The 23,926-nt window shown below is 35.5% G+C and carries 24 protein-coding genes and 1 pseudogene; 23 read left to right on the forward strand and 2 right to left on the reverse strand.

Features of this window, described 5'->3' with window-relative positions:
- The first annotated feature begins 44 nt into the window (after positions 1-44).
- The 21 genes and pseudogenes from RHP64_RS05475 (at position 45) to RHP64_RS05575 (ending at position 19,259) form a co-directional block, all read left to right on the forward strand.
- Positions 45-1,109 carry a YdcF family protein gene (locus RHP64_RS05475; protein WP_150288696.1) on the forward strand — a complete coding sequence of 355 codons (1,065 nt, stop codon included), beginning with the start codon at positions 45-47 and terminating at the stop codon, positions 1,107-1,109.
- A 20-nt stretch (positions 1,110-1,129) separates the two neighbouring features.
- Positions 1,130-1,528, forward strand: a complete 399-nt coding sequence (locus tag RHP64_RS05480) for a DUF1093 domain-containing protein (protein ID WP_150288695.1) — start codon at positions 1,130-1,132, stop codon at positions 1,526-1,528.
- A gap of 141 nt (positions 1,529-1,669) precedes the next feature.
- Entirely contained in the window at positions 1,670-3,820 is a 2,151-nt protein-coding gene (locus tag RHP64_RS05485; protein WP_150288694.1) for a KxYKxGKxW signal peptide domain-containing protein, read from the forward strand.
- A gap of 88 nt (positions 3,821-3,908) precedes the next feature.
- Positions 3,909-4,784, forward strand: coding sequence for a serine-rich aggregation substance UasX (uasX, locus tag RHP64_RS05490; protein ID WP_150288693.1), 876 nt, complete (start codon positions 3,909-3,911; stop codon positions 4,782-4,784).
- 70 nt (positions 4,785-4,854) lie between these two features.
- Entirely contained in the window at positions 4,855-5,220 is a 366-nt protein-coding gene (locus tag RHP64_RS05495; RefSeq protein WP_150288692.1) for a cupin domain-containing protein, read from the forward strand.
- Positions 5,221-5,358: 138 nt separating this feature from the next.
- Complete coding sequence (locus RHP64_RS05500; protein WP_150288691.1) at positions 5,359-6,306, forward strand: conjugal transfer protein; 948 nt, start codon at positions 5,359-5,361, stop codon at positions 6,304-6,306.
- Positions 6,307-6,321: 15 nt separating this feature from the next.
- The gene (locus RHP64_RS05505; protein WP_010385861.1) at positions 6,322-6,549 is read left to right on the forward strand and encodes a TcpD family membrane protein; all 228 of its coding nucleotides are present in this window, start codon (positions 6,322-6,324) and stop codon (positions 6,547-6,549) included.
- Between the two features lies 1 nt (position 6,550).
- Positions 6,551-6,919, forward strand: coding sequence for a hypothetical protein (locus tag RHP64_RS05510; protein WP_150288690.1), 369 nt, complete (start codon positions 6,551-6,553; stop codon positions 6,917-6,919).
- A 134-nt stretch (positions 6,920-7,053) separates the two neighbouring features.
- Positions 7,054-7,659 carry an alanyl-tRNA synthetase gene (locus tag RHP64_RS05515; RefSeq protein WP_150288689.1) on the forward strand — a complete coding sequence of 202 codons (606 nt, stop codon included), beginning with the start codon at positions 7,054-7,056 and terminating at the stop codon, positions 7,657-7,659.
- A gap of 63 nt (positions 7,660-7,722) precedes the next feature.
- Positions 7,723-9,752: pseudogene (locus RHP64_RS05520) on the forward strand (CD3337/EF1877 family mobilome membrane protein).
- Positions 9,752-10,924 carry a phage tail tip lysozyme gene (locus tag RHP64_RS05525; protein ID WP_190323655.1) on the forward strand — a complete coding sequence of 391 codons (1,173 nt, stop codon included), beginning with the start codon at positions 9,752-9,754 and terminating at the stop codon, positions 10,922-10,924. The pseudogene RHP64_RS05520 and the gene RHP64_RS05525 overlap by 1 nt, the downstream one beginning before the upstream one ends.
- Positions 10,925-10,939: 15 nt before the next feature.
- Positions 10,940-11,464, forward strand: coding sequence for a hypothetical protein (locus RHP64_RS05530; protein ID WP_150288688.1), 525 nt, complete (start codon positions 10,940-10,942; stop codon positions 11,462-11,464).
- Positions 11,454-12,020: a hypothetical protein gene (locus RHP64_RS05535; protein WP_150288687.1), complete on the forward strand. Its 567-nt coding sequence runs from the start codon at positions 11,454-11,456 to the stop codon at positions 12,018-12,020. The genes RHP64_RS05530 and RHP64_RS05535 overlap by 11 nt, the downstream gene beginning before the upstream one ends.
- A 213-nt stretch (positions 12,021-12,233) precedes the next feature.
- Entirely contained in the window at positions 12,234-13,169 is a 936-nt protein-coding gene (locus RHP64_RS05540; protein WP_150288686.1) for a zinc-dependent alcohol dehydrogenase family protein, read from the forward strand.
- Between the two features lie 157 nt (positions 13,170-13,326).
- A complete protein-coding gene (locus RHP64_RS05545; RefSeq protein WP_462784967.1) occupies positions 13,327-13,785 on the forward strand; it encodes a thioredoxin domain-containing protein in 459 nt (152 codons plus the stop codon).
- 32 nt (positions 13,786-13,817) lie between these two features.
- Positions 13,818-16,316 (forward strand): ATP-binding protein, encoded by a 2,499-nt coding sequence (locus RHP64_RS05550; RefSeq protein ID WP_150288684.1) that lies wholly within the window; start codon positions 13,818-13,820, stop codon positions 16,314-16,316.
- A 13-nt stretch (positions 16,317-16,329) separates the two neighbouring features.
- Entirely contained in the window at positions 16,330-16,665 is a 336-nt protein-coding gene (locus RHP64_RS05555) for a hypothetical protein (RefSeq protein ID WP_150288683.1), read from the forward strand.
- The gene (locus RHP64_RS05560) at positions 16,652-16,996 is read left to right on the forward strand and encodes a hypothetical protein (RefSeq protein WP_150288682.1); all 345 of its coding nucleotides are present in this window, start codon (positions 16,652-16,654) and stop codon (positions 16,994-16,996) included. The genes RHP64_RS05555 and RHP64_RS05560 overlap by 14 nt, the downstream gene beginning before the upstream one ends.
- Positions 16,989-17,246 (forward strand): hypothetical protein, encoded by a 258-nt coding sequence (locus tag RHP64_RS05565; protein WP_150288681.1) that lies wholly within the window; start codon positions 16,989-16,991, stop codon positions 17,244-17,246. Before RHP64_RS05560 ends, RHP64_RS05565 begins: the two co-directional genes overlap by 8 nt.
- Positions 17,247-17,437: 191 nt before the next feature.
- Entirely contained in the window at positions 17,438-17,851 is a 414-nt protein-coding gene (locus RHP64_RS05570) for a GNAT family N-acetyltransferase (RefSeq protein WP_223825246.1), read from the forward strand.
- Positions 17,852-17,876: 25 nt separating this feature from the next.
- Entirely contained in the window at positions 17,877-19,259 is a 1,383-nt protein-coding gene (locus tag RHP64_RS05575; protein ID WP_150288679.1) for a cell division protein FtsK, read from the forward strand.
- An 85-nt stretch (positions 19,260-19,344) separates the two neighbouring features.
- On the opposite strand, the gene RHP64_RS05580 is transcribed toward RHP64_RS05575, so the two are convergent.
- Both RHP64_RS05580 and RHP64_RS05585 read right to left on the reverse strand, forming a co-directional pair.
- Positions 19,345-19,794, reverse strand: coding sequence for an ASCH domain-containing protein (locus tag RHP64_RS05580; RefSeq protein WP_150288678.1), 450 nt, complete (start codon positions 19,792-19,794; stop codon positions 19,345-19,347).
- Between the two features lie 292 nt (positions 19,795-20,086).
- On the reverse strand, positions 20,087-21,265 hold the full coding sequence (locus RHP64_RS05585; RefSeq protein ID WP_150288677.1) for an MFS transporter: 1,179 nt from the start codon (positions 21,263-21,265) through the stop codon (positions 20,087-20,089).
- Between the two features lie 336 nt (positions 21,266-21,601).
- On the opposite strand from RHP64_RS05585, the gene RHP64_RS05590 reads away from it, so the two are divergent.
- Positions 21,602-21,898, forward strand: coding sequence for a hypothetical protein (locus tag RHP64_RS05590; RefSeq protein ID WP_010002619.1), 297 nt, complete (start codon positions 21,602-21,604; stop codon positions 21,896-21,898).
- Positions 21,899-22,295: 397 nt separating this feature from the next.
- Entirely contained in the window at positions 22,296-23,924 is a 1,629-nt protein-coding gene (locus RHP64_RS05595) for a replication initiation factor domain-containing protein (RefSeq protein WP_160215171.1), read from the forward strand.
- Positions 23,925-23,926: the final 2 nt, after the last annotated feature.

A 23,926-nucleotide genomic window follows, 5' to 3' on the forward strand; every position in this document is an offset into this window, starting at 1 on the left:
TCATGCTACAATTGAAGTTAAGTAAGAGAGGGGATTCATTTATCATGGGCAATATTTTTGATAACTATTTTAGTTATTCTATATTTTTTATTGCCGCATCAGCTGTGATGTCGGCAATAACTTTTCTTCTAATCAAGAGAAACCGTTATAGACTTCTGTGTGGTATGGCAACCATTGCAACCATTTTTAGTTATTTTGTCTCACTTTCCATTATTGTGCTCCAGATCAATAACAAAGTGTTGACCTATGTCTATTTAGCTGCGTTGGTATTAATTTTCATACCCATTTTTTTATTGACATTTTTAAGCGCATTCTTGTTTATATGGAATGGTATCATAGTTTGGCGGCGTGAAAGTCATTCAATTGGAAACATGCTCACTTTAATTATTGGCGTTTTACTGCTGCTAATTCCAATTGTCTTTAGTTTGTTGAATCGATATATTCCAAACAACAAAATTATTGATTTTTTGGAGAATGTTTCATACAGCTTCCAAAATTATTTACTTTTCTGGGTTTTGACATTTCTTGCATCTTATATGATTACAAAAGTAGTTCGTCCAAAGTTTAATAAAGAATATGCTATTATTTTAGGATCCGGATTGATTAACGGTGATACGGTTTCACCATTGCTCGGCTCAAGAATTATGGTTGCTGCCAACTTTAAAAATCAACAATTCAAGAAAAATAAAATGCCTATGAAATTAATTATGTCAGGTGGCCAAGGGCGAGATGAATTGTTGGCCGAAGCTGAAGCTATGAGAGAATATGCAATTCATCATGGGGTGCCAGAATCTGATATTCTAGTAGAAAATCAGTCAAAGAATACTTATCAAAATATGCTTTTTTCTAAACAAGTGGTTGAAGAAAATGGATTTGATTTACAAAAAGGGATTTTTGCAACAAATGATTACCATGTGTTTAGAGCAGCGGGTTTTGCACATTTAGTTGGCTTGAATATCGATGGTATAGGCTCTAAAACAAGTAAATATTTTTTGCCTAATGCATTAATTCGTGAATATATAGCAATTCTTTCTAATCACAAAAAATTTCACATAGCTTTTATGCTAGTCATTGTGATTATTAATATATTGCCCATATTTATCTCTTAGAATACAGGAGTAAAAATAAAATGAAAAAAGTAAGTTTAATCATTGCAAGTCTATTGACATTAAGTTTAGTGATTGGTCTAGCAATTCAGGTCAGAAATTATTATGACAACACCTATGCAGCGTCCAAGGCATATACTAGGGTGCCCCTAAAAGTTCCTAATCGTGAAGAAACAAAAGACGACACGGGAAAGGTGATTAAAGGATCATACAGTTATCAGTATCATTTTGAATTTGTGACCGCTGATGGTACTAAAAAAAGGGTTGCTTTTGAACTATCAGGAGAAAATGTTACACCATTTAAACCAGGCGAATTTTTGGAAGCGGAAGTATCGAACACTAGAGTTGTATATGGTCCAACTGCCATTAAACAAAATAAAATACCAAAATCAGTGTTAAAAAAGATTTCAGTAATTGAATAGAATTTACAGACATTACTCTGTGAAAATGAGAAGTTTCCATTCGGAGGCTTTTTTTTTGAAACTAAACGATTGTGTTAGAAATACTTTATAAGGAAGGGAAAGAAAGGCTACCTAATATGTAGTCTTTTTATTTAGAAAATTATGGAAAATGTAAAAAAATATAAGTTGTACAAATCTGGTAAGCTCTGGGTTGTCGGGGCGGTTGCAGTAGCTGGTGTTGCTGTGAGTGCTAACACTACACAAGTCAGTGCTGATACTGTTTCAAACACTGATGCACAAGCTGTTCAAACGACTGATGCCACGCAAAATGACAAGCAAGTGCAATTAACTGCTTCATCAACTGATACTGATACGGCTACGGACAAGGCGACAACTGATGATGCCACTAAAACTGCAACTGTTTCATCAACTGCTGAAAAAAGCACAGTACCAACAAAGGCTGGTACTAGTGTCACACAAGACCAAGCAAAAGATGCAATCGATAAGGCACAAGATACAGTCAAAGATGATGCTAAAACTGCATCTGATGCTGGTGTTGATATCACAACTGGTAAGACAACTGATGTCACAATCAATGATGACAACGCTTCATCAAAGACAAATGAAGTCTTATCTGATTTGAATAAGCAAGACCAAGCTGTTAAAGATGCCACGGCAAAACAACAAGCAAACGATCAGGCTTATCAAACGGCAACTACTGAACAAACAGATGCCACTAAGCAAGGTCAAGCTGATTTGGACAATGCCACATCAGACCTTGATAAGCAAGTTGAAACCACTGAAAAAGCTGGTATCACAGTTAACGTTGAAGTTGCACAATCTTCACCTGAATACAAAGATTTGTCAGGACTTGAGGGTCAAGATTTGTTAGACGCAATGGCTTATAACATTAATCTGTATAAACAAGCAATCGCAGACGGTGTGGCAAGTGAAAAAGCTGATACTGAAACATTGGCTAATTTAACTGCTGAATACCAACAAAAGCAAGCTGATTACGCCAAAGCTAATGCAGACCGTGATGAAGCGGTTGAAAAAGGACAATCAGATTTGAACAATGCGACATCAGACCTTGATAAGCAAGTTGAAGCAAGCAAAAATGCTGGACTTGATGTTAGTGTTGAAGTTTCAAAAGTTTCGCCAAAGTACAAGGATTTGACTGGCTTAGAGGGTCAAGATTTATTAGATGCAATGGCTTATAACCTTGATTTGTACAACAAAGCAGTAGCTAGTGGTGTGGCAAGTGAAAAAGCCGATGCTGAAACATTGGCTAAATTGACGGCTGAATATCAAAAGCAAGTGGCTGACTATGAAGCACAAAAGGCAGCGGTTGATAAGGCAAATGCTGATAAAAAAGCAGCCTATGAAAAAGCACTTGAAGATTATATGAATGGGACTAACCATACGACAAGTATGACAGCCCAAACGCAAACTGATGCTTCATCTGGTCAATATCAAACCTTTATGAATGCCACTGTTGACCAAACAACAGGTGAGTTTACGCTGGAACACGATATGAACGACGGTGTACACATCATTGGTCATGGTGTTTTGAAAGGTAAAATCAATTGGAAGATTGTTTCAAATGGTGACGGCACAGAAACCGTGACGATTTCATCAATTGAATTGTATTCATATACGTATACCAATGCTTATCAAAACCAAGCGGTTAACCAAAATATCAATTTCCACGTCTATGACAATGACGGCAACGAACTATTTTCGGTTTACCATGACGGCAATACGACATTCTCAAAAACAATCAATAAGACTGCGCAAATTAACAAAACATTCAAAATCTCACCAAATGAGACTAGTCCATTGACACAGGTATTGGTTGTTGATGATAACTGGATCTGGAACACGCATGGTCAAGTTTCAACGCAAATTAAGAATACTAACGTAGCGCCAAAGGCACCTACTTATGAACATGATCCAGTGAAGCCTACGGCACCAAAAGCAACGGTTCATCATGTACAAGTTGTGGCACCTGAAAAGGGACAAGAACCTGCTGTACCAGTTGCCAGTGTTAAAAAGGTAACTGTTGCGGATATGCCAAATGCTGATAAGCCACAACCACAAAAGGTTGAGGTGCATTATTACAACATTAAGAAGACACCAAAGGTTGAAAAGACAGCCACACCAGAAACGCCAAAGGCAGTTGAAACGGCAAGCATTTTGCCACATACCAACGCTAATGAAAGTCACGGCGGTGTGTTGTTAAGTGCAATGGCTGGGTTAGCTAGTCTTGGTTTGGCATTTGGTATCTCTAAAAAAGGTAAAAAGCAAAACTAATTTAAAAATTGATCTCGTGACGTTATCACAGCATATAACCAAATGGGGTGTGAAGCCCAATCAATAAAATTGTTAGGAGACAATAAACATGTTGCAAAAACAACTTTTAATCGCTGGGTCTGTTTTAGGGGCTTTAGCATTAGGTCATCAAGCAGTTAGTGCTGATACTGTACCAACAACTGATACTAGTACAGCACAATCAGTACAAGCAACTGCAAAGATGTTGCCACAAGTTAAGGCGGTAGTCTTGAGCGCTACAACTGATGTCACAAGTGATGCCAGTTCTAATGTAGATGACGGCACGACAGTGGGTGACGGTAGTACCTCAACAGATGACGGTACTAGTGTTGATAACGGTTCTGGTTCTTCAACTGATAACGGCAGTGGATCATCATCAACAGATGACGGTTCCAATGTTGATAATGGTGGTTCCTCAACAGAAGACGGCAATAGTTCTTCAACTGATAATGGTGGTTCAAGTTCATCAGAGGACAATGATAGTTCAAGTTCTTCATCAGATAACAATGGTTCTTCATCAAATGGTGGCGGTACGGATAGTTCAACGACTGGTGACAATGGGGCATCAAGCGAAGATAATACCGTGCCACTGACACCAACTACACCTGATACAAACAATCAAGGCGAAGTCAATCATGTCAAGCCAGTTGAAGTAACACCTGATAAATCAGGCAATGTTGTTGATGTACCAACACAAGTTGCTAGTGTACCTAGCGTTGCTCGTGCAGTTGAAGCCTATAATCAAGCATTGACTGATAACGACAAAGATGCGACAAAAGCACCAGTTGTTGAAGCCAAGCAAAAAATTGATGATGCCTTAGCTAAAGCACTGCCATTAACACATGCCACAAAAAAGTCATCTATGGGTGGTAATGGCATCTTAGCATTGTCAATGTCTAGTTTAGTTGCTTTAGGTGGTTTGATTTACAAGCGAAAAAAGATTTAAAAAGCGTGTCATGTAAATAAGTCGTCTCTCCTGTATAATAGTAAGAATAAATGTAAAAGAGGTGATAAACATGGAACAAAAATCGATAAATTTTGAAGAAAAATTTGAGTTATTTGATGAACAATGGTCTCCCAAGATTGTTGCACAAATGAATAATTATCAATTTAAAGTTGTAAAAATTCAAGATAATTTTGTTTGGCATAAACATGACCAAACGGACGAAGTGTTTATCATTATAGATGGAGAAGTACGAATAGACTTTCGTGACGGCAGTGTAACATTGAAGAAAAACGAGATGTTTGTTATTCCAAAAGGTATTGAACATAAACCCTATTCTGAATTGGAATCAAAAATCATTTTAATCGAACCTGAAGGTGTGGTTAACACTGGAGATAACGAAGGCGCCATGACTGCCGAAAGCGATGTTTGGATTTAAATTAGTGAATATTTTTAAAAACCACTATCCTAAATTTGACAATATTTTAAATTTATTTATAAAAAAGTTACTTGCAAAACCAATCATCATATATGATTGGTTTTTATTCTGCCAAAAATTATTGAAAGGGGGTGTGAAATGCGTGGTCTCCCAAAACTAAAAGTGAATTTTGAGTATGAAAAAAAACAAAAAGATAAAGCGGTAAAAATTCCAAAAGCACATGTTTATAATTTGAGTAAAGTACGTAAAATTGTTGTTGGTCTATTGATTATCTTAGTGCTTTATTTTGCCTATGTTTTAGTCTTAGCCAATGGTGTAGCGATTAAAAACCGTGAATTAAGGCATAACATTACTAGTCTTACAACCAGACTTGATAAGGCTAGTGCTGGGACAACCAGTTATAACCCAATTGTGGGGCAATACTTGGCAAACTTTGTGACGGCTTACTATACATTTGATAAAACTAAATCTGATGCTTGGTTGGATAAGGTTACGCCTTATTTTGCTAAGAATGTCACGTTATCATCATCGACCAATACCGAAGATATGAAGCTGTTACAAGCTAAATTGAACGGTATTTTTACGGTGGATAGTATCAAAACAGCACAATATAATCTCACGATTGATAATGACGGTAAGCAAAACGCTATGACTGTCAATGTGCCTTATACACAAGATAATGATAAATTAACTGTGATTGGTTTACCTTATGTGGCTAATGAGATTGATAGTGTTGGTCAAGTGGGTAAAGCGAGATTTGACAAGACTGGTAAAACAATCAATGATGAAGCGGTCACTGGTAAAGTTCAAAAGTTTACCAAACAATTCGTGCAAAAATATGTCTCTAGTTCAACTAAGGATATGTCGTTGTTCATGAATAACCCTGTGGGATTAGATAATGCAGTAGATTTGGTTAGTCTTGATGAGAGTGATATTAAAGTCACTGGTTCGGCAGATAAGCCAATTGTCACTACTAAAATCACGGTTAAAGTACATGGTTCAGATATTACGCAAGTGCAGACAATTTACTTAGAACTTAAAAAACAAAATTCGACGTATTTTGTCACAAAGTTTTTACAGGCTTAGAAAGGGGGTATCAGATTGGACTTTTATAATTCAATTAAACCTTTATTGTTAGTTGGTACGGTTGTTATTGCTGGTGGACGTGCGTTAATGCATTATGGCAAAAATGAATCTAAGGATATGTGGATGTCAATTTTTATTGGTGCGTTAGTGTATTTCTTCGTCAATGGACCGCAAAATAGTTTACAGGCGTTTAGTGGTATTTTGAATGCTTTGCTAAATTGGGTTAAAGGTATTGGTGGTTAACATGTTTAATTATCGAAGAGTTTATATCAATTCAGCTAAGTTTAGTAAAATTGGTAAGGGTATGCGTTTACCAATAATGGTTGATACCAGATTTCTGTATCTGTTTTCAATCACGTTAATCATCACGGCTTTCATTAGTTATGTCTTAGGTTGGTTTCACATGCAGTATCTTAGTTTAGGGTTTGGGTTAATCATAGTCAGCGAAGTAGCTGTTTACTATTTAGACCGTCAACTTAAAAGAGATAATCTACCATTTGAAACAACGATCAGATATTTAATGACTTATGTTTGGCAGGTCTGGTTTCGGAAAAATCAATTGTATCAGGGAAAGCGTGTTAATAGTAATTCAAAGCAGTACATGATACTGTAAGTAAAAAAATTTAAAGAGCATGGTTAAACATGCTTTTATTAAGGCATCGTCAATCAAACGATAGGGCAAGTTGGGGCAGTACCAGCAGATGCGTAAGAAATTCAAAAAGACAATGAGAAAGGTGGTGTGTTAAAATGGATTTAACAAATCGAGATGTGAGAGAAATTACAATGTCAAAAGACATCAAAAAACAAAAATTACTAGACGAAGTAAAAGATGAAAAACCTGTTAAGTCCAAAATACTAACATTACCAATTCTTATTATCGGTTTTTTAGTTATTGTTTTTGGAGCATACATGCTTTATGCAATGACACATATGCACGTTGCAAGCAAAACAGGAACATCGACTGTTAAAACATCAAGTGGTTCAGAAAAAGCATCATCGAGTACCAAAAAATATGTTGCTGGTAAAGATTACAAAATCACTTATAGTAACACGAATTTAATTGATAGATCTACTTTAGATAAGGCTTTAAAAAATAGCACTGGTGCAGATATATCCTACATGATGGATACTTCTGAAGATGGTGGCGATATGGCAAAGGTTGAAGTCTACTATAACAAAGATAAAAATTTGTTGGTTGAAAATTTGTTCAACAACGGACATTCGAGTAATGAAGCCACAACTGCTGTTGTATATGATTTAAAAAATAATCAAATTGTCAATAGTGGCGTGAATTATGACACGAATTACCAACCGACATGGCTGGTTTATACATGGGAAAAATTAACTAAATAAGTGATACAACAAACATTTACAAAACTGTAAGTGTTTTTTTGTTGCACATAAGAAAGGGAAATGATGAAAAAATCAATTATATTATTGCTTGTAATTGGTTCAATGTTTAGCTCACTAGTTGTTAGTAGCTTTTTAATTGCGCCACAACATGTTTATGCGTTAACGTATGATTCCAAAGAAATAAAAGAAGCCAAACGAGAGTCAGATAAGGAAGCGTTGGCAAAGGATAAGGCAGACGGTAAAGCAGTTAATGAGGGGACAACCCAACCCACGCATACCAAAAAGACAATTAATGACAAACTAAAATATAACGATATTGATTGGATAAATAAAAATATTTCTAAAAATTTCACAGTTTATTATCAATCAGGGTCGTTGACTGATTTAGGGCTGAGTTCGGCGCATTTAGTCGCTAGTTTGTTTATGTCACTTAATTTATACATTATCTATCCATTGTTCGATACAGCTTTATCAAAAATGTTTGATTTAACTAATATCACGCAAGGGATCAATGATATTTTTTCAAACGTCCAACAATTTACCAAGCAAACATGGGCTGGCGAAGTTTTTAAACAATTATTGTATACCGCTTTTGGTTTAGGGCTTGTTTGGGTATTTATTCAAAGTGTTAAAAGTGGTGCTGGTTTGAAAGCCATTTTATCAGTTTTGTTAGTAGCGATTATCGGTAGTGCTTGGATAAGCGCTGGTGGTACAGTCTTGACGAAAGTTAATGAATTTACGTCAACTGCACAAACGGCTATGTTTACTGAAACGTCCAATATTAACGGACAATTTACTGATAGTGGCGATAAATTTGAGAGTGCAATCAGAAGAGCTTATTTTGAAAAGTCGGTTATTCGTCCTTATACATTAGCTAACTTTGGAACAACCAATTTAGATGCCAGTGAAAAAGACGGGTCGTATCGTCTAATCGGTGGTAAAGCTGATAGTGATGTGATCGATGCCCTAGCAAAGTCAAATGATTATCTCTCAAAAGACGGTGGCGAAGAATGGTATCAAGCATCTGTCGGACTTATGGCGCCAATTATGTCATTAGCTTATGGTACACCATTGCTGATGATTGGGGTATTTAATTTGATATTGCAATTAGGTGCTATTTTACTTTACTATCTATCGCCTTTTACCGTGTTGTTATCATTGCTACCAAGATTTTCAAACAGTGCTTTAAAAACTGGTTTAAGTGCGTTAGGGTTGCTATTCGCAAAAATCGGACTGCTATTTGGTATCATGTTTGTTTCATGGGTTGGCACAGTTACAGACACGATTGTACCAGTTACAAATAGTGCTAGTGCGCTACTCAATTCAATTGTCTATATTGTCCTAATGGTTTTGCTTTGGAAAAATAAATCATTCTTAGTGCAAACAGTCACTGGTTCATCAATGGCAAATCAGGCTTTGAATAAAATTCAACTCACACAGGCAGGACAACGTGCAATGTTAGCTGGTAGTGAAATGGTCAACTCAACTAAGCATGGGCTAGAAAATGTCAAAGGTTTTAGTGGTCGTCATGCTAAAGACAAATCGGAAGACAAGTCAAATGATGAGCATGAAAGCTCGGACGATAGACGTGGCAATGTACCTGATGAGCAAGAAATGCGTGAATTAGAAGAACAGCGAAGACAAGAACGTGCAGAACGTTTGGCTGACGAAGAAGAACGTCAACGTCAAAGAGATGCTGATGAACAAGGTTTTAACTCTGATCCTGATAACTCTGCTGATGAAAGCTACACTGATAGGCATGGATATGGCGATGATGACGAATTGCCAGCTTATACACGTACACCTTATCTTATAAAAAATCATGACAATACCGAAAGCTACGGGAACGGTTCTAATGAGCGTGACAGGTCGTTTAATCGTGGTCGAGTATTAGATGACAAAAGTAGTGAAAAACTTGCTGAAAAGAGACGTGAAGCACGTTCACAAGTTTTGAAGCCTAGTGCTAAATCAGTTACACCAAAATCAATGATAGTAGATGGTGATAAATTGCAACAACGCAATTTTGATGAAGCCGTTCATCATCAAGAACAAATCACGCAAGATGAGGAAAAAAATTAGATAAGGAGTTGTGATGCAAAAACAATTAGTGTCCCATTTCAAACATAAAATTGTGCTTTTCTTAGCGCCTTATTTAGTTTTTTTCTTAGTGCTGTTACTTATCGTAATGGCGCTTTTTTATCAGGATAATAACAATGACTGTCAAAGTACAGATACCACAGTAACTGTCACAACCAGTGCCGATAAAGAGGCGGTTGCCAAATCATTGCATGATAATTTGAAAAAAATATCAGGTGTGACTGAAGCTGGTATTGCTGGTTATTTAGGAAACACTGAAAATGAAAGTGGTTTTAACGCTAGCATAGTTCAATCAAATGCGACATTCAATGAAAGTACCGCTATGAATTCTAGTATTAGTGGTTACGCTTTAGGTCTCAATCAATGGGACAATTCAAGACGTGTTGAGTTGCTAAACTATGCGAAATCTCAAAATAAAAAATGGTCTGATGCAGGTTTGCAGTTAGATTTTGCGCTTAATCATGACGGCACAAATTCTGATTTATTAAAGCAAGGTCTGAAAATGACCAACGTTGATGATGCCACTGAATTTTTAAGAGCAAAGTGGGAACGTGGTGGCGCAGGAACTACTTCAAAAAGGCAAGCCTATGCTCGTGCTTGGTACGCTAAATTTGCTAGTGGTTCATCAAATACAGCCGTTGATACGGCAACTAATGGGACAGAAACGACACAAAATACCGATAATACAACTAACAACTCAAATGGTTGTGCCACTAATGTTGCACAGGGTATGGGGACTAGTGGTGCGCCGGTTAAAGAAATTCCTAGTGCCTATAAAAGCAAAATTAAAGATACGAATTTTACCGCTACGTCATCATCAAACACTTATCCATTCGGACAATGTACTTGGTACACCTATAATCGTATGCAAGAATTAGGCACACCAGTAGAAAATGGTTTAGGCAATGGGGCTGATTGGGGTAAGAATGCTAAAGCTAAAGGATATAAAACTGATAGTCAGCCACATGTTGGCTGGGCAGTTAGTTTCTCACAAGGTGCAGACGGTGCAGACCCGACATACGGACACGTAGCTGTTGTTGAAGCGATCAGTGATGATAAAACACATTTCTTAGTGAGTGAATGTAATGTTGTAGCATCTGGGACTGGAACGGTTAGTTTTAGAGAATTAACAGCAGGTCAAGGCGTAACCTTTATTCAAGGTAAATAATCGAAAGGAGAAAGTATGAAAAATAGCTGCTTAATCATCTTTGCTAGTCTGGTGTTGGCTGGAATTTTACTAGTCCAATTCAATCAAATACCTAACTTGGATAAACAATTAGGACAAGCTAGGGCAGATTTAAAACAGGCAAAAGCTAATCAAGTCAAATCACAAACGATTGTATCAAGTCCAAAATCACAACAAGAAACGGTTAGTAGTAGTACAAGTCGGGTCAATAAATTTGTACAAACATTTAGTAATCAGCCGACATCAAGTTATTCTGATAGCTTGAAAGGGTTTGCTTCACAAAAAGCGATTAACGAACTAACGCAAACTTTTGCGCCTAGTGTGACGTTTAGTGATAAAGCACATTATGATGTGCCACTTGTAGGGCTTAAAAATGCTTGGGGGTCTAAATTAGAATACTTGGTTGTAGCTAAGAGTGATACACAAAGTGTGGCTTACACAATCACTTATGATACTGATGAAAAACAAGTGACTGATATGTCACGATTAACCTTGAAAGGGGCATTCGATAATGAAAAATAAGGTTTTACTTAGCATTATGGGTTTGCTTTTGGTTGGTCTTGGCATCATGATGTCAATTACTAATGGTAAAAGAGTACAAATTGAACAAGTTAGAAAGGAAGTGTCACAAGTGACTAAAACTCAAAAACATGTGACCACTCAAATTGATAACTTACAAACCACGTACAATGCCAATGATGCAAAAGCTAAGAGCAAGTTACTTGAATTTGCAAAAGCCTATTATACATTTAGTAGTCAGTCAGATTATGATAAGCGATTTAGTGAGGTGTCTGATATTTTGTCACTATCTAATGACCAAAAAAATCAATTATTTGATAGCGGATTTGATGTCACAGGTGGGTCACGAATTGATAATTTGGGTCTGACTAGTCAATACCAAACAGCCACAGGTTATACAAGTGATTTAGATAATCAAACAATCGAAAGCCTAGCAACTGTGGTTGTCAAAACCAGTGGTACAGGTCAAAAAGCAATCAATCAAACCGTGCTATTACATGGCTGGTTTGATAGTGAAAGTCAAAAATTAACGTCAGTTAAAATCAATCAAATACAATAAAAAGAGTTCTGAAAAATAAAATTTGAAATCAGCAAATTATTTTTCAGAACATTAAACTTACCATTGTGAACTGGGTTAATTTTTCATGTGTTACACTGTTGTAAATAGATAAAATGTTGCATAAATATTAACCATGATACAAAGTGAGTCAATTATGAAAAAATATCGCAGTTTAAAGTATAGTCAATTTGGTGATCCATCGAAAGAAGTATCATGTTTTTTTCTCAAATGACGGACTTATTTGAAAATGAATTTTTAGTTCAAATGATTATAGCTCCAATTAATCCGTCAGATTTGATACCTATAACTGGGGCTTACAGTCATCGGACAGTTTTACCATCTTTTATAGGTTATGAAGGTGTAGGTATTGTGAAAGATGTAGGGAATCAACAAAATAGTAATTTATTAGGTAAACGTGTTTTACTCGTGGATGTTAAAGGTACTTGGCAGGAATTTTTAAAAGTCAAACGTGACAATATCATTATCATTCCAGATGATATACCTAACATTATAGGTGCTCAAATGTATATAAATCCTTTGACAGCTTGGATAATTTGTAAATATGTTCTAAATGTTAAAGTTAGCAATTTTGTTGCAATTAATGCTAGTGGATCAAATCTTGGTAAAGCCTTAATTCAAATTAACCACTCTCTTGGAGCAAATATTATTGCAATAGTTCGAAACAACCGAAATATAAAACTCTTAAAAGAGTTGGGTGCGCAATACGTTGTCAATACGGAAAATCAAAGTGTTTATAACGAAATAATGAGAATTACAAAAAATCAAGGTGTAAATTTTGCTATAGATTCTATTGGCGGAGCATCTGGTATGAACCTAGCGAAATCAGTCAAAAAAAATGGAAATTTTGTTGCAGTAGGATTATTATCAAATCAACAAGTTGATTGGAAGTTTATCAGTGAAAATTTATGTATTCAGTGCGGCATTTTCCACCTGAGACATTGGATGAACAGCAACTCAATATTGGAAAAGAGTCAAGAATTTAATAAATTGTTTTCCATGGTTAAAAACAATATGTTACAAATTAGTACTCATGCTAAAATTTATCCGATAGATAAATTCAAGTTTGCTATAAATGATTCATTAAATGAAGATATAAAAGAAAAAATTTTTTTAAGGTTGACTGACTAATTGATTTGAGAAATATAAAATACAATAATATCTTTTACTTATAGTTACAATCTAATAATTATTCTGAGGTAAACAATTCGAAGTTTGTACTTAATTTTAATGAATTAGAAATCTTAAACATCAGTAAGTTAACTAATAACAATAAGGAGAACGAATAATGAAATATTATATTCAGCAGGGTAATCAACCAGCAAGAAGCAATAAAAAGCAATTACCCAAACCAATCAATGTTATTGTCAATCGCGTATTACCAGTCATTTTGTTCTTAGTGGCTGGTTTTTATTTTCTCCCAAAAGCATCAATGTATTTTCAAAATAATGATGTTAAAGGGTTAGACACAAATGTTCAATCTGTGATGTTTTACAGCGCTAATTGTTCACATTGTCAAAAGGTCTATCCCAAAATATTCTGGCACAATGTTTTGAATTTTAATCATGCTGACAAGCAAATTCAAACAATCAATGTGCAAAACCCTAATAACAAACATTACATTAGCGATTTTGCTGTTCAAGAGACACCAACGTTTATGAAGCCAAACAACCCAGACATGAAATTAGTCTCAACTGATGTGAAACAAATTAACAATTTTTTAAAGACCGGTGCAAGTGATCAATGACAAATAATAAAAGAAAAGTGGGTATCTAAATTATGGCAAAAAAAGCAACGGTTAAATATGAAAACCCTGTTGTGCAGTATCGAGATAACTTATTGTTGACTACGATTGGCGATGTGTGGGCTTATTACAAGATTAAACCATTTCAAATCAATGTCGCTAATGTTGAGGATAAACGCAAATACAAAAATAGTTTTATTGATGTGTTTGAACGTTTACAAAAATATGATGATGTTGATTTAAAACTGATTCCAAAAGATATGGACTTAGCGGGTCGTATTCAAGGAACGAGTGATGATTGGGCTGATGACTTGCGAGAAGTTGCCGAGTATTATATCGGTCAAGAAGAAGTCAATTTATTGGAGAGTGAGTTCAACCCAGCAATCATTGATGAATTTTATATTGGGGTTAAGCTCAAAAATATCAACGTTGGCGATGACTTAAAAGACAAGGTCAGTTTTGTGACTGATTTAGTCATGAAACGAATTGCAGAAACATTTAGGTATCAGGTCAAATTTGATGATAGTTTCTTTGAACGTTTTAATACCATGAATGAAGATGTATTAAGCATTTTGAAGTCAATTGATGCCGAAAAAATGGACGAAGACAGATTAGTTGCCATGCTGGGTTTGCCCTATCATCACGAAAAAGAAAAATCACTTATGGCAATGCGTGATACCGTTTTTGATTTATCACAGACAGGTTTTATTAAACGTATCACTGATGAAAAAGAAGATTACTTCACACATCTGGTTATGAATATGCCAGACAAGATGCAATTTTTATCTGTGTTACCAGAGATACAATCATATAAATTTCCAGTCGAAGTTCATATCAAAATCAACTTTCCGCAAAGAGATGGTTGGCGTGGTTTAAAACAACAAACAAAATCATCAAAAGGGAAGTATCGTGACGAATTGCGAGATGCCTTTAATACTGATGAAGACAGTTCGAAACGTAGTGAATTGAACTATAAGTTAGCCAAAAATTTAGTTAACGTTCTCGATGATAAAAACGGTTTTCTGCAATGGTCAGCGATTTTAGTGGTTCGAGATGAGAACGTCAAAGAATTGAAGAAAAAGGTCAATAAACTTAAAACACGTTTAAAGACTTTTGAGCGTGATATTGAGTTGTATCAACCTAGCTTCAATCAAGAACAATTGTTGTATCAAACATTGCCAGCGGTTAATTTAGGGGTCTTCAAACAATGGCGACAGTACACGACTGTACCAGCCTTAGCTGAGTTGATGTTTGGCACAAGTCAAGCGTTAGGGTCACATACAGGTTTCTATGTGGGGCGTGTTTTGAGTTTGGATAAGTTTGAGACTATCCAACAAGCCGTGGCATCATCTCGTTTGTTGCTTTTGTTAAACCTTGTTATCACTAACAAAGGCATCAGGGGTGCTAAAACAGATAGTCCCCACCTTGCATTATCAGGCGATACAGGTCAAGGAAAGTCATTTTTGTTTAAATTGTTGTTGCTTCATATGGCAATGTTTAACGTCAAGATTTTATATATTGATCCTAAGCAAGAAATACACCGTTGGTTTATGCGAGCATTGGAAACTGAGAAAAACCCTTACTTCCGTAAGTTGATTGAGTCGTTTCATTTTGTCACTTTAAATGCCAATGATAGACAAAACTTAGGTGTTCTTGACCCTATTCTGACTTTGAATGAGCAGAGTACGGAAGACGATATACCTGATGTCCTGACTTTGGTTAAAGAAATGTTAGTTCAAATCAGACCAATCTCACAAGATATTCAATTAGAGACTGCTCTTAATCGTTCCATTAGTAAAGTATGTGCGATGCGTATTCAAGGCGAAAAAGTTGGCACTTTAACAGTTTTTGACGAATTAGCTAAAGGTTCTCATGCAGAAAAAGATTTGTCTGATTTCTACCAAAGTATTGTTCCAAAGACAATGTTACGCTTAGCCTTTAGTGACGGTTCAACAGATAGTTTGCAATTTAATGACCAACGTACAATCTTAGAAGTTACTGGTTTGCAATTGCCTAATGCTAAACAAGATAGCCGTACTTATACTGAGACACAAAAGTATTCAATGGCTTTGATGTTGGCGTTAGGTAAGTATTTGGAAAAGTTTGGTCGTGCCAACCCAGATGAGTTTAGTTTGGAAATGATTGATGAAGCTTGGATATTTACCACTTCACAGGCGGGTAAAAATGTTTTCGATAGTATCAAGCGATTAGGGCGTTCTGAAAACAATGCTGTTTTTTATGCCACACAACGTGTCAAAGATAGTGATGATGAAGAAAGTATCGGACAGTATGGTCAATTATTTGCCTTTGATAGTTCTGATGACCGTGAAAATATCTTGAAACAATTTAATTTGCCAGTGACCAAAGCAAATATTGAAATGTTAGCTAATTTGAAAAAGGGGCAATGCTTGTTTAGAGATATTTATGGTCGAGTTGGTAAAGTGGTAATTCATTCATTGTTTGATGAATGGACGGCTGCCTTAAAGACGGTTAACTCAAACGAGAGTGCCAAATTAGAAGAAAAGTATGCTTAGAAAGTAGGATAGTATGGAAAACTTTATTTTGTTTTTAATCTTTGGTTTTGGTATTGCTTTTTTCTATGTTAGGCATAATCGAGATTTTGAAGCGTTAGATGATTTGGGTAAGACGATTTATAAGACCAAAGATTTAGCGTTTATGATACCGCAAGCGAGTGATTTGGCTAAAGCTATTCAAAACAAAACTGGTGTGATTGCTGGCAACATAGTGACTGCTTTTGATAAAAAATTGCTTACGTTGAAGATTGAAGCAAGTGATTTTACTATTATAGTTATTTTGGATAAAAAGAGAAATGTCGTGCGATTTGATGTTAAGAATAGGGATAAGAAATATGACCAAAGTTGATTTTAGAATGGCAGATTTACAGCCTATGTCGCTAGGTTATGAAGAAGGACAAGATGTGACAGCAGAAGTTCTAAAAAGAGCAGAAAAGGCTCATCAGTATTTTCATAATAAGTATTTAGAATTAGTGACATCTGGTGTTGATAAAGAATTGCGAGATCTTTTTATTTTTCATGATGCTTCATTGGAAGATTTTGTTGGTAGAGTGAGACAGGTTGTGAAGTCAGGCTATTATTATGACAGTATGGGAGTGTTTAGTGTTTATTTGGAATATAACGATACTTATGCTGAATTAAGAGATTATTTGAATAGTCGGGGGTCAATTGATGTCTAGTGTTTTTAAAAAATATCGCATGACACGAAAAAATGTGTTGTTATTGGCACGAGCAATTATCAATGTTCATGGCAAAATTGCTTGGAAAGATTATGCGAGTGATAGTCCATATCCCGACCTACACACGCTTACCTTGAATGAAATTAAAAGTAGTCCTGAGAAATTTGAACGATTTAGAAATGAGTTTGCACATCAAATGTATAGTAACGTCATCAATGATGAGATTCAAAAACTAGAAAATGATTTTTGACACAAATATGTTTATAAATTACAACAAAAGTATGATATAGCAAGTCTCATAATGTTATTCTAGTTAACATTGTTCAAATTAACTGAGACTCATCAATGTTACTATTGATTTAAAATACAATTTGGACACATTAGTGGAGTATACCTATGAAAATTAAGAAAGTAAATACTACAGATCAGGACTTTAATAGAATGGTTCAGATTCTTGACAATACATTATCTAGTTTCAACAGTGGTATTCAAAGTACAGAAAAAACTGAATATCATGTTTTTAATTCGATTAGTGATTTAACAGATATTTTTGTTGCTTATAATCTAGGACAGGCAATTGGTTGTGTAGCAACCAAAACCTATTCTGAAGACGTATTAGAAATGAAAAGATTATTTGTTGATCCCATAGCTAGAAGCGCTGGTATAGCAACTAAATTAATTAGCAAGTTAGAGTCCCAAGCTTATTCCAATGGTTATAAAAAAATCATTGTAGAAACCGGTAAAAATAATAATGAAGCAATCCGACTTTACACGAAAATGAAATATCAGTTAATTGATAATTATCCACCCTATGACGGACTAAGTAATTCAATTTGTATGTCAAAGTATTTATAATAATAATGATTCAGATAGGAGCATAATGTTTAAAACAATTAAATATAGTGATCAGTATTTAGCAAAGACTTTATTTAAAAGGACTTTGCTTTTTGTTTGGTTTTTAGTCACGGTGTGTTTTGCTTTTTGGTATTCGAATATTTTTCAATCGTTGATGCAAGGACAATATAGTTGGTGGTATTTGTTGCCTATTTTTTTGAGTATCTTATTGACTAGTTTGTTTGGTTGGGGCGTGTTTTGGTTTTATAAGCATTATGCACCAGAACATTCCGACTTTATTTCAAAGTACCTGAAAACAGTTGAATTACGCCAAATGATAAGCTTGTTGGTTGTTTCCAAAGGGTTCTTCGATACTGCTAGTGATGACAATGGGACATTTATAGCTTATTTTCCAAAATTGAAATTAAAGGTACTACACAAAACAGGCCAACTGATTTTACAAGAACCAGTAGACGGCCAGAAATACATGGAAAGTTTTTCTAAAAATGAGTTTGATAATGTGGTTGAAACAGCATTACTTGCTGATAGACAAACAACTGAATTTAGTAAAAATAAGATGATTAGTACCTTTGCTTTTGACCCAATTAAATTTAGACGACAGTTAAAAGATTTGAAACCTAAAAAAGGGTTATTGCAGATTTCAAAGGGCATTAATTGGAAGTATGATACTTTTTACAATTCTTTAATATCAGGTAACGTGGGTACTGGTAAATCGTATACTATGTTTGCGATTATCGGACAGTTATTACAGGTTACTAAATATGTTGATATTATCGACCCAAAACGTTCTGATTTGGCTAGTTTGAAATATGTTGACGAATTAAAAGGACGAGTTCATAGTACGGCATCTGAAATTAACGATGCCGTGATTAAGTATTATCAGTTAATGATGAAACGTGCAGAACGTATGGAAGAATTAAAAGCATCAGGTCAGATTGGCACCTATAAGGACTTTGGTTTTGAGCCTTGCTTTTTAATCTTTGATGAGTTCGGGGCGTTTGTTGAAATGAATGATAGGTTAGCCTATGACGACCCAATTAAAACAAGCTATGATACAGCAATGTCTAATTTGAATGAGATAGCTATGCTAGGACGTGAACTTGGTTTTTATATTTTGATTGGTATGCAGAGACCTGATGCAGGTTCTTTGCCAATGGCAGTACGTAACCAATTGAATATGCGTATTAACATGGGTGTGCCAACACCAGAAATCGAAAAAATGGTGTTTCCTGATAATGAAAAACAATTGCGCCCTTTGTCATCACATTTGAAAGGGTGGGGCTTTATTAAGATTGGGGACAGTCAAGTTAGGTCATTCTTTGCACCAGAAGTACCAAGAGATTTTAATTTACATGAATACATGCGCATTAATATTGCAAAGTACCAAGTAAAGCGAAATAAAAAATAAATGACTATCAAAAAAAGCAGTTTATAGTAAACTGCCTCATGCTAATCAATTTGTATATATTAGTCTGCTTATTCAAAACTAATTATTATTGTACAGGGTACACAACGTGGAAATTTTCAAGAACCATTTTAGCGTCTTGTTCTTTGAACACGAGTCCTTCTAATTGGTATTCGTTGACAAAAAATTCATTATGAACATGACGCCAGTATTCTAAGCTTCGGTCTCCTTCGCCTTCAAGATAAGCATGTTTTTCGCTAACGTCTAGGTAGTTTTTAATTTCAACGGTATCATTTTGTATGACACAAATGGCTTGATTTTCACTGTCTAATACCACATCATAGGCACCCAGCTGCGGTAGAGGTTCGTCTTTTTCGTATAAGTCTAGTGAACTTGTGGTTGCTGTTTTTTGACCACTTATAACCAAATCTGCCAGTTCATCGGCGGAGACACCAAATTGAAAAGCTGATCGCATTTTTGCATCGTGGGGTACACTATTAGATTCTTGTGCTTTCTTAAAAAGTTCACTTGGTGTCATTTTTGATTCCTCATTTTTTAGAAATTATCTTAATACCTAATTAATTGTATCACTTTAAATTCTTTGTTCAGGAAATAATTTTTAAATATTATGTTATGAGATTATTTTGAATATTGTGCATTTAAAAGATTGGTCTAAATTTAATTGACTTGTGAAATTTAAAAACTGATGTGATGAAATAGGCGTTTTAAGGACTTTGTGAAAGGTTTTGAAAATGACCTATTTTTTAGTGCTTTCAAACGTTGATATATCGTTACTTTGCATAGTCTGTCTTATGTTAACTTTAATTGGTCTAACTGTGAATAGTGTTAAACCTAATTGTAAAAGTAAGAAAAGTAGCTAGGGCTAGTACTATCGCAACAAAGGTATAAGGTAAATTACTATTCAGATCTAATAGAATGCCTCCAAGAATGGGACCAAAAATATTCCCAACGCTAGTTAAGGACATATTTAGTCCATTAACAAATCCTTGCTGAGAATCACTAATATGGGATAACAGAGTTGTTATCGCAGGACGTAGGATATCAAATCCAACGAAAACTATTAATGTTGCTACAAATACTTCCCACTTTTGTTGTGAAAATAGAATCCAAATAATCGAAATAAACCCAAAAAGAAAACTGAGTCTTATAATCATTAATTCGCCCATGAATCGTACCAGTTTATCAAAGAAAACAACTTGGAAAATAAGCGATAAAACACCGTTAACAATTAGAAAGACTGCAATTTCATTAAGATTAAAACCACGCACGTCATGAAAGTAAAGGCTAAACATATTTTCAAAGGCTGCTAGTCCAAAGGAAGAAACTAAAATCATAATGAGCAACATAACTAAAGCTAAACTCCAAAAATTATTTTTTGGAGTTTTTGTATGGTCAGAGGAAGTTTCTATTTGTTTATTGCGTAATTTATTTTCATTTGGCATGAAGATAATGAAAATTAGAAAAGAAATAGCTCCTAAAATAGCAGATCCAAAAAAGGGTAATTTATGATCAATGTTTGCCAAGACCCCTCCCACACCAGGGCCTAAAATAATGCCACCACTAAAAGCAGCTGATAGCCAACCTATGACTTTTGCGCGATTCGAACTGGTGGTCATGTCTGACGCTAATGCAGTAATAGATGGGATTGACAGTGCAGCAGCTAGCCCACCTAAAGCCCGAGCCACATTTAAGTGCCAAAGTTCATGTCCTATTCCTAGAGCAAATAGTCCCTCAGAAATGGAGAAAAGTAGTAGTCCAATGGCAATTAGGGGTACACGAGCAAATTTGTCTGAGAGACGGCCAATGATGGGAGAAGCTAAAAATTGCACAGCAGCAAATAGCGCTGCCATGATTCCCATATCTGTGGCAGTAAGTCCCATATCGTCTTTGATGTAGGGTTCTACCGGTATAATCAATCCAATTCCTAACATGATTAAAAGTTGTGAACCAACCAGTAATGTTAGTGCTCGTTTTTGTAGAGATGTCATCAGAATAACATTCCTTTCTAATCTTTGAAAAAAAATGCATAAAAAAGAGGGCATCGCATTGACAATGTCCAATCTATGCCACTTATGTAGGGCTATCACAGATGTTTTAAAAACATCAATATTGACTTATCTAGAAATTTAACATCAACAAGAATGTTTGTCAAGCAAAGGTGATATTTAAGAATATAAAAAATGTTTAGATTAAAATATCTGATTTGAAGTTAGGAAAACAAAAAAATGGAGTACAACGCTAGAAGTCCAACACTTAGCATCTGTGTTTGGCTTTGCTGTTAATTAAATATTTGTAGTTTAAAAAGAAAAAGTAGGTAAAAAATTATGGCTTTAGAAGTTAAAAAAATTCAATCTTTGTCCGCTCAATCAATTGAAGATTTGAAGGCAATTGAAAAGATAGGTGGACTTGAACACCTTGCTCAACTAAGTGATGAACTTAAAAAAGCAATGGCAGATGAAGAACAGCTACGTGCTGTTAGTCCAATGCTGCCACCTTACTTTGCGGAACTACGCAAAAACTTAGGTTTTTTGCTTGGTACGGCTAAGTCATTGCAAACACACGGTGTCAATCGTACAAAAGACATTCAAGGTTTGCTCGATCAATTATCACATATCAAGTAAGCAACTATTGTTAAAGCTCTAGTCTTTTACAGCAAATGTCCTGTGAGAGACCGGGGCTTTATGTACATAGTGACTTTGGTTTTGGCGTGGCTCGTAGCGACCAGCGAAGAGACAGTGCCACGCCTTGCCCCAACGCGAAGCGTTAAGGGGGCAAGGTGCGTGGTCGCGGTTAAGCACACACGACCAGTGTGTGTCAGCGACTGGCACATGCGCCAAAAATAAAGTCACCAAAAAGGCTTTAACCCCCAGTTACTAACAGGGGGGTTAAACCGGTAAAAACGCTGAAAGCGTCAACCCAATATGGGGAACAAACGCCGGTATGAAGCCATTTAGAACAAAAAACAAAAATGTCCCTTTGAAAGTACCAAATGGGACATTTTAAGAAAGGAAAGCCGACATGATAACGATTAACAATGAGCCAACAGCTTATACACCTATATTTCTAGGCACAACACAACATAGTTTACGGTTATCGTTGGAAATACTTATCATGGTTGGTATGAAATTGAATGATGAAATTATTGAGACTTATAACGTGACCGTATCAGCTATTGAGCTAGGACATTTACCTAATATCGGTAGTGAAATTGCGATTGATGAAATTACTGGTAGTGAGTTATCAGGCTTTAAGGCAAAACTTAAACAGTCTGATGCACAAATACAAAATACGGCTTCAACTGACTTAGAAAAATTAGTTGATTTAAAAAACGTTGGACGATACCAACTATTGAAAGGGAAAAATATTATGACACAAGATTTAAATGCACCAGAACTAACAAATGATAATTTAATATTGATGCGACAACTACTTGGGATAACACAACAAGAATTAGCTACTGCACTGGATATTAGTAGAAAAACAGTTACTCGTTTTGAAAATGGAGAACAAAAAATATCAGATAAGTTTGTTGATAAATTGTTAGTAGCCTATCCAGATTTAGCAGAAAGCATTGAAGTACAATTCGATTGGGTTTCATTAACGTTCCCAGATTTAACTTCAAAGCAAGTAATCGCTGATGTGTTGAGATTACAAGAAAATTTATTTTTAGAACGTCCTACATCTCAAAACTTTTATACTCGTGAAATGGCATTTGCTGGCGAAAAAAATATCTATATTCAAGACTTTGCACCAATTAAAAACCCAGAAACACAAGCGATTGAGCAAAAGTTTGGGACAACGCTTTATTTAACTGGTAAAGGCACACGGCTGTTTGAAAAAGCGCTACTTGAACAAAGCATGAATTGGCGTAACTTTTTTGAGAAAGCACGACAATATCGGGGACATCTCACTAGATTAGATATTGCGATAAATGATAAATGGGGTCTGCTAAACATGAATGACCTTGTTAAAGCTGTTCAAGAAAAACGTTTTTGGAGTAAATCAAAGTCTTATGCAGTTCATGGCAACGTTGATGATGGCTGGACGGTTGATTTTGGTAAGTCGCCTTTTGTTATCCGTGCCTATGATAAGCACAAAGAACAAGCTAATAAAGGCTATGACACTGATGTAAAAACTCGTGTGGAATTAGAATTGCATCAAGATAAAGCAGAGTATGTCCTTGATGAGTGGCTTAATCAAGATAAGAAATTGGTGGATATAACCTTTGATATTTTGTATACCTATTTGTGGTTTACTAATGGCAAAATTGATGACCAACAATTGAAATCAGATACAGTGCGTGATGAGATTGAAGCAACGGTTGAGCCGATGCCTGCTTGGTCGTTACTAACAGCTTTAGGCAAGAAAATGAAATTTGTTAGAGAGCCAAAAAAGCAAAGTGTTGAGCGTATTGAAAAATGGGTTTTACAGTCGGTTGTGCCTAGTCTAGCGGTATTGAAGAAAACAGGACATTGGCATGAAATCATTGAAGCAATCAATGCAGTGGAATTATCGGCTGAACACGAAAAACTGGTTATGGCAACTACTAAAAATGCGATTACACAGGCAAGTAAGCAGTTAAATATCAACTTTGAAAAGCCGACTAAAAAATACAACGAAGATGATGAACAAGGAAAGGGGGCATGATA

The organism is Leuconostoc sp. XM4, assembly GCF_055698815.1.

Coding starts and splice junctions, on each gene's coding strand:
- RHP64_RS05500 (WP_150288691.1), top strand. CDS start 5,359: ATGCGTGGTCTCCCAAAACTAAAAGTGAATTTTGAGTATGAAAAAAAA.
- RHP64_RS05525 (WP_190323655.1), top strand. CDS start 9,752: ATGCAAAAACAATTAGTGTCCCATTTCAAACATAAAATTGTGCTTTTC.
- RHP64_RS05580 (WP_150288678.1), bottom strand. CDS start 19,794: ATGACACCAAGTGAACTTTTTAAGAAAGCACAAGAATCTAATAGTGTA.
- RHP64_RS05570 (WP_223825246.1), top strand. CDS start 17,438: ATGGTTCAGATTCTTGACAATACATTATCTAGTTTCAACAGTGGTATT.
- RHP64_RS05590 (WP_010002619.1), top strand. CDS start 21,602: ATGGCTTTAGAAGTTAAAAAAATTCAATCTTTGTCCGCTCAATCAATT.
- RHP64_RS05555 (WP_150288683.1), top strand. CDS start 16,330: ATGGAAAACTTTATTTTGTTTTTAATCTTTGGTTTTGGTATTGCTTTT.
- RHP64_RS05560 (WP_150288682.1), top strand. CDS start 16,652: ATGACCAAAGTTGATTTTAGAATGGCAGATTTACAGCCTATGTCGCTA.
- RHP64_RS05545 (WP_462784967.1), top strand. CDS start 13,327: ATGAAATATTATATTCAGCAGGGTAATCAACCAGCAAGAAGCAATAAA.
- uasX (WP_150288693.1), top strand. CDS start 3,909: ATGTTGCAAAAACAACTTTTAATCGCTGGGTCTGTTTTAGGGGCTTTA.
- RHP64_RS05475 (WP_150288696.1), top strand. CDS start 45: ATGGGCAATATTTTTGATAACTATTTTAGTTATTCTATATTTTTTATT.
- RHP64_RS05495 (WP_150288692.1), top strand. CDS start 4,855: ATGGAACAAAAATCGATAAATTTTGAAGAAAAATTTGAGTTATTTGAT.
- RHP64_RS05585 (WP_150288677.1), bottom strand. CDS start 21,265: ATGACATCTCTACAAAAACGAGCACTAACATTACTGGTTGGTTCACAA.
- RHP64_RS05530 (WP_150288688.1), top strand. CDS start 10,940: ATGAAAAATAGCTGCTTAATCATCTTTGCTAGTCTGGTGTTGGCTGGA.
- RHP64_RS05540 (WP_150288686.1), top strand. CDS start 12,234: ATGTTTTTTTCTCAAATGACGGACTTATTTGAAAATGAATTTTTAGTT.
- RHP64_RS05510 (WP_150288690.1), top strand. CDS start 6,551: ATGTTTAATTATCGAAGAGTTTATATCAATTCAGCTAAGTTTAGTAAA.
- RHP64_RS05575 (WP_150288679.1), top strand. CDS start 17,877: ATGTTTAAAACAATTAAATATAGTGATCAGTATTTAGCAAAGACTTTA.
- RHP64_RS05515 (WP_150288689.1), top strand. CDS start 7,054: ATGGATTTAACAAATCGAGATGTGAGAGAAATTACAATGTCAAAAGAC.
- RHP64_RS05565 (WP_150288681.1), top strand. CDS start 16,989: ATGTCTAGTGTTTTTAAAAAATATCGCATGACACGAAAAAATGTGTTG.
- RHP64_RS05485 (WP_150288694.1), top strand. CDS start 1,670: ATGGAAAATGTAAAAAAATATAAGTTGTACAAATCTGGTAAGCTCTGG.
- RHP64_RS05550 (WP_150288684.1), top strand. CDS start 13,818: ATGGCAAAAAAAGCAACGGTTAAATATGAAAACCCTGTTGTGCAGTAT.
- RHP64_RS05535 (WP_150288687.1), top strand. CDS start 11,454: ATGAAAAATAAGGTTTTACTTAGCATTATGGGTTTGCTTTTGGTTGGT.
- RHP64_RS05595 (WP_160215171.1), top strand. CDS start 22,296: ATGATAACGATTAACAATGAGCCAACAGCTTATACACCTATATTTCTA.
- RHP64_RS05480 (WP_150288695.1), top strand. CDS start 1,130: ATGAAAAAAGTAAGTTTAATCATTGCAAGTCTATTGACATTAAGTTTA.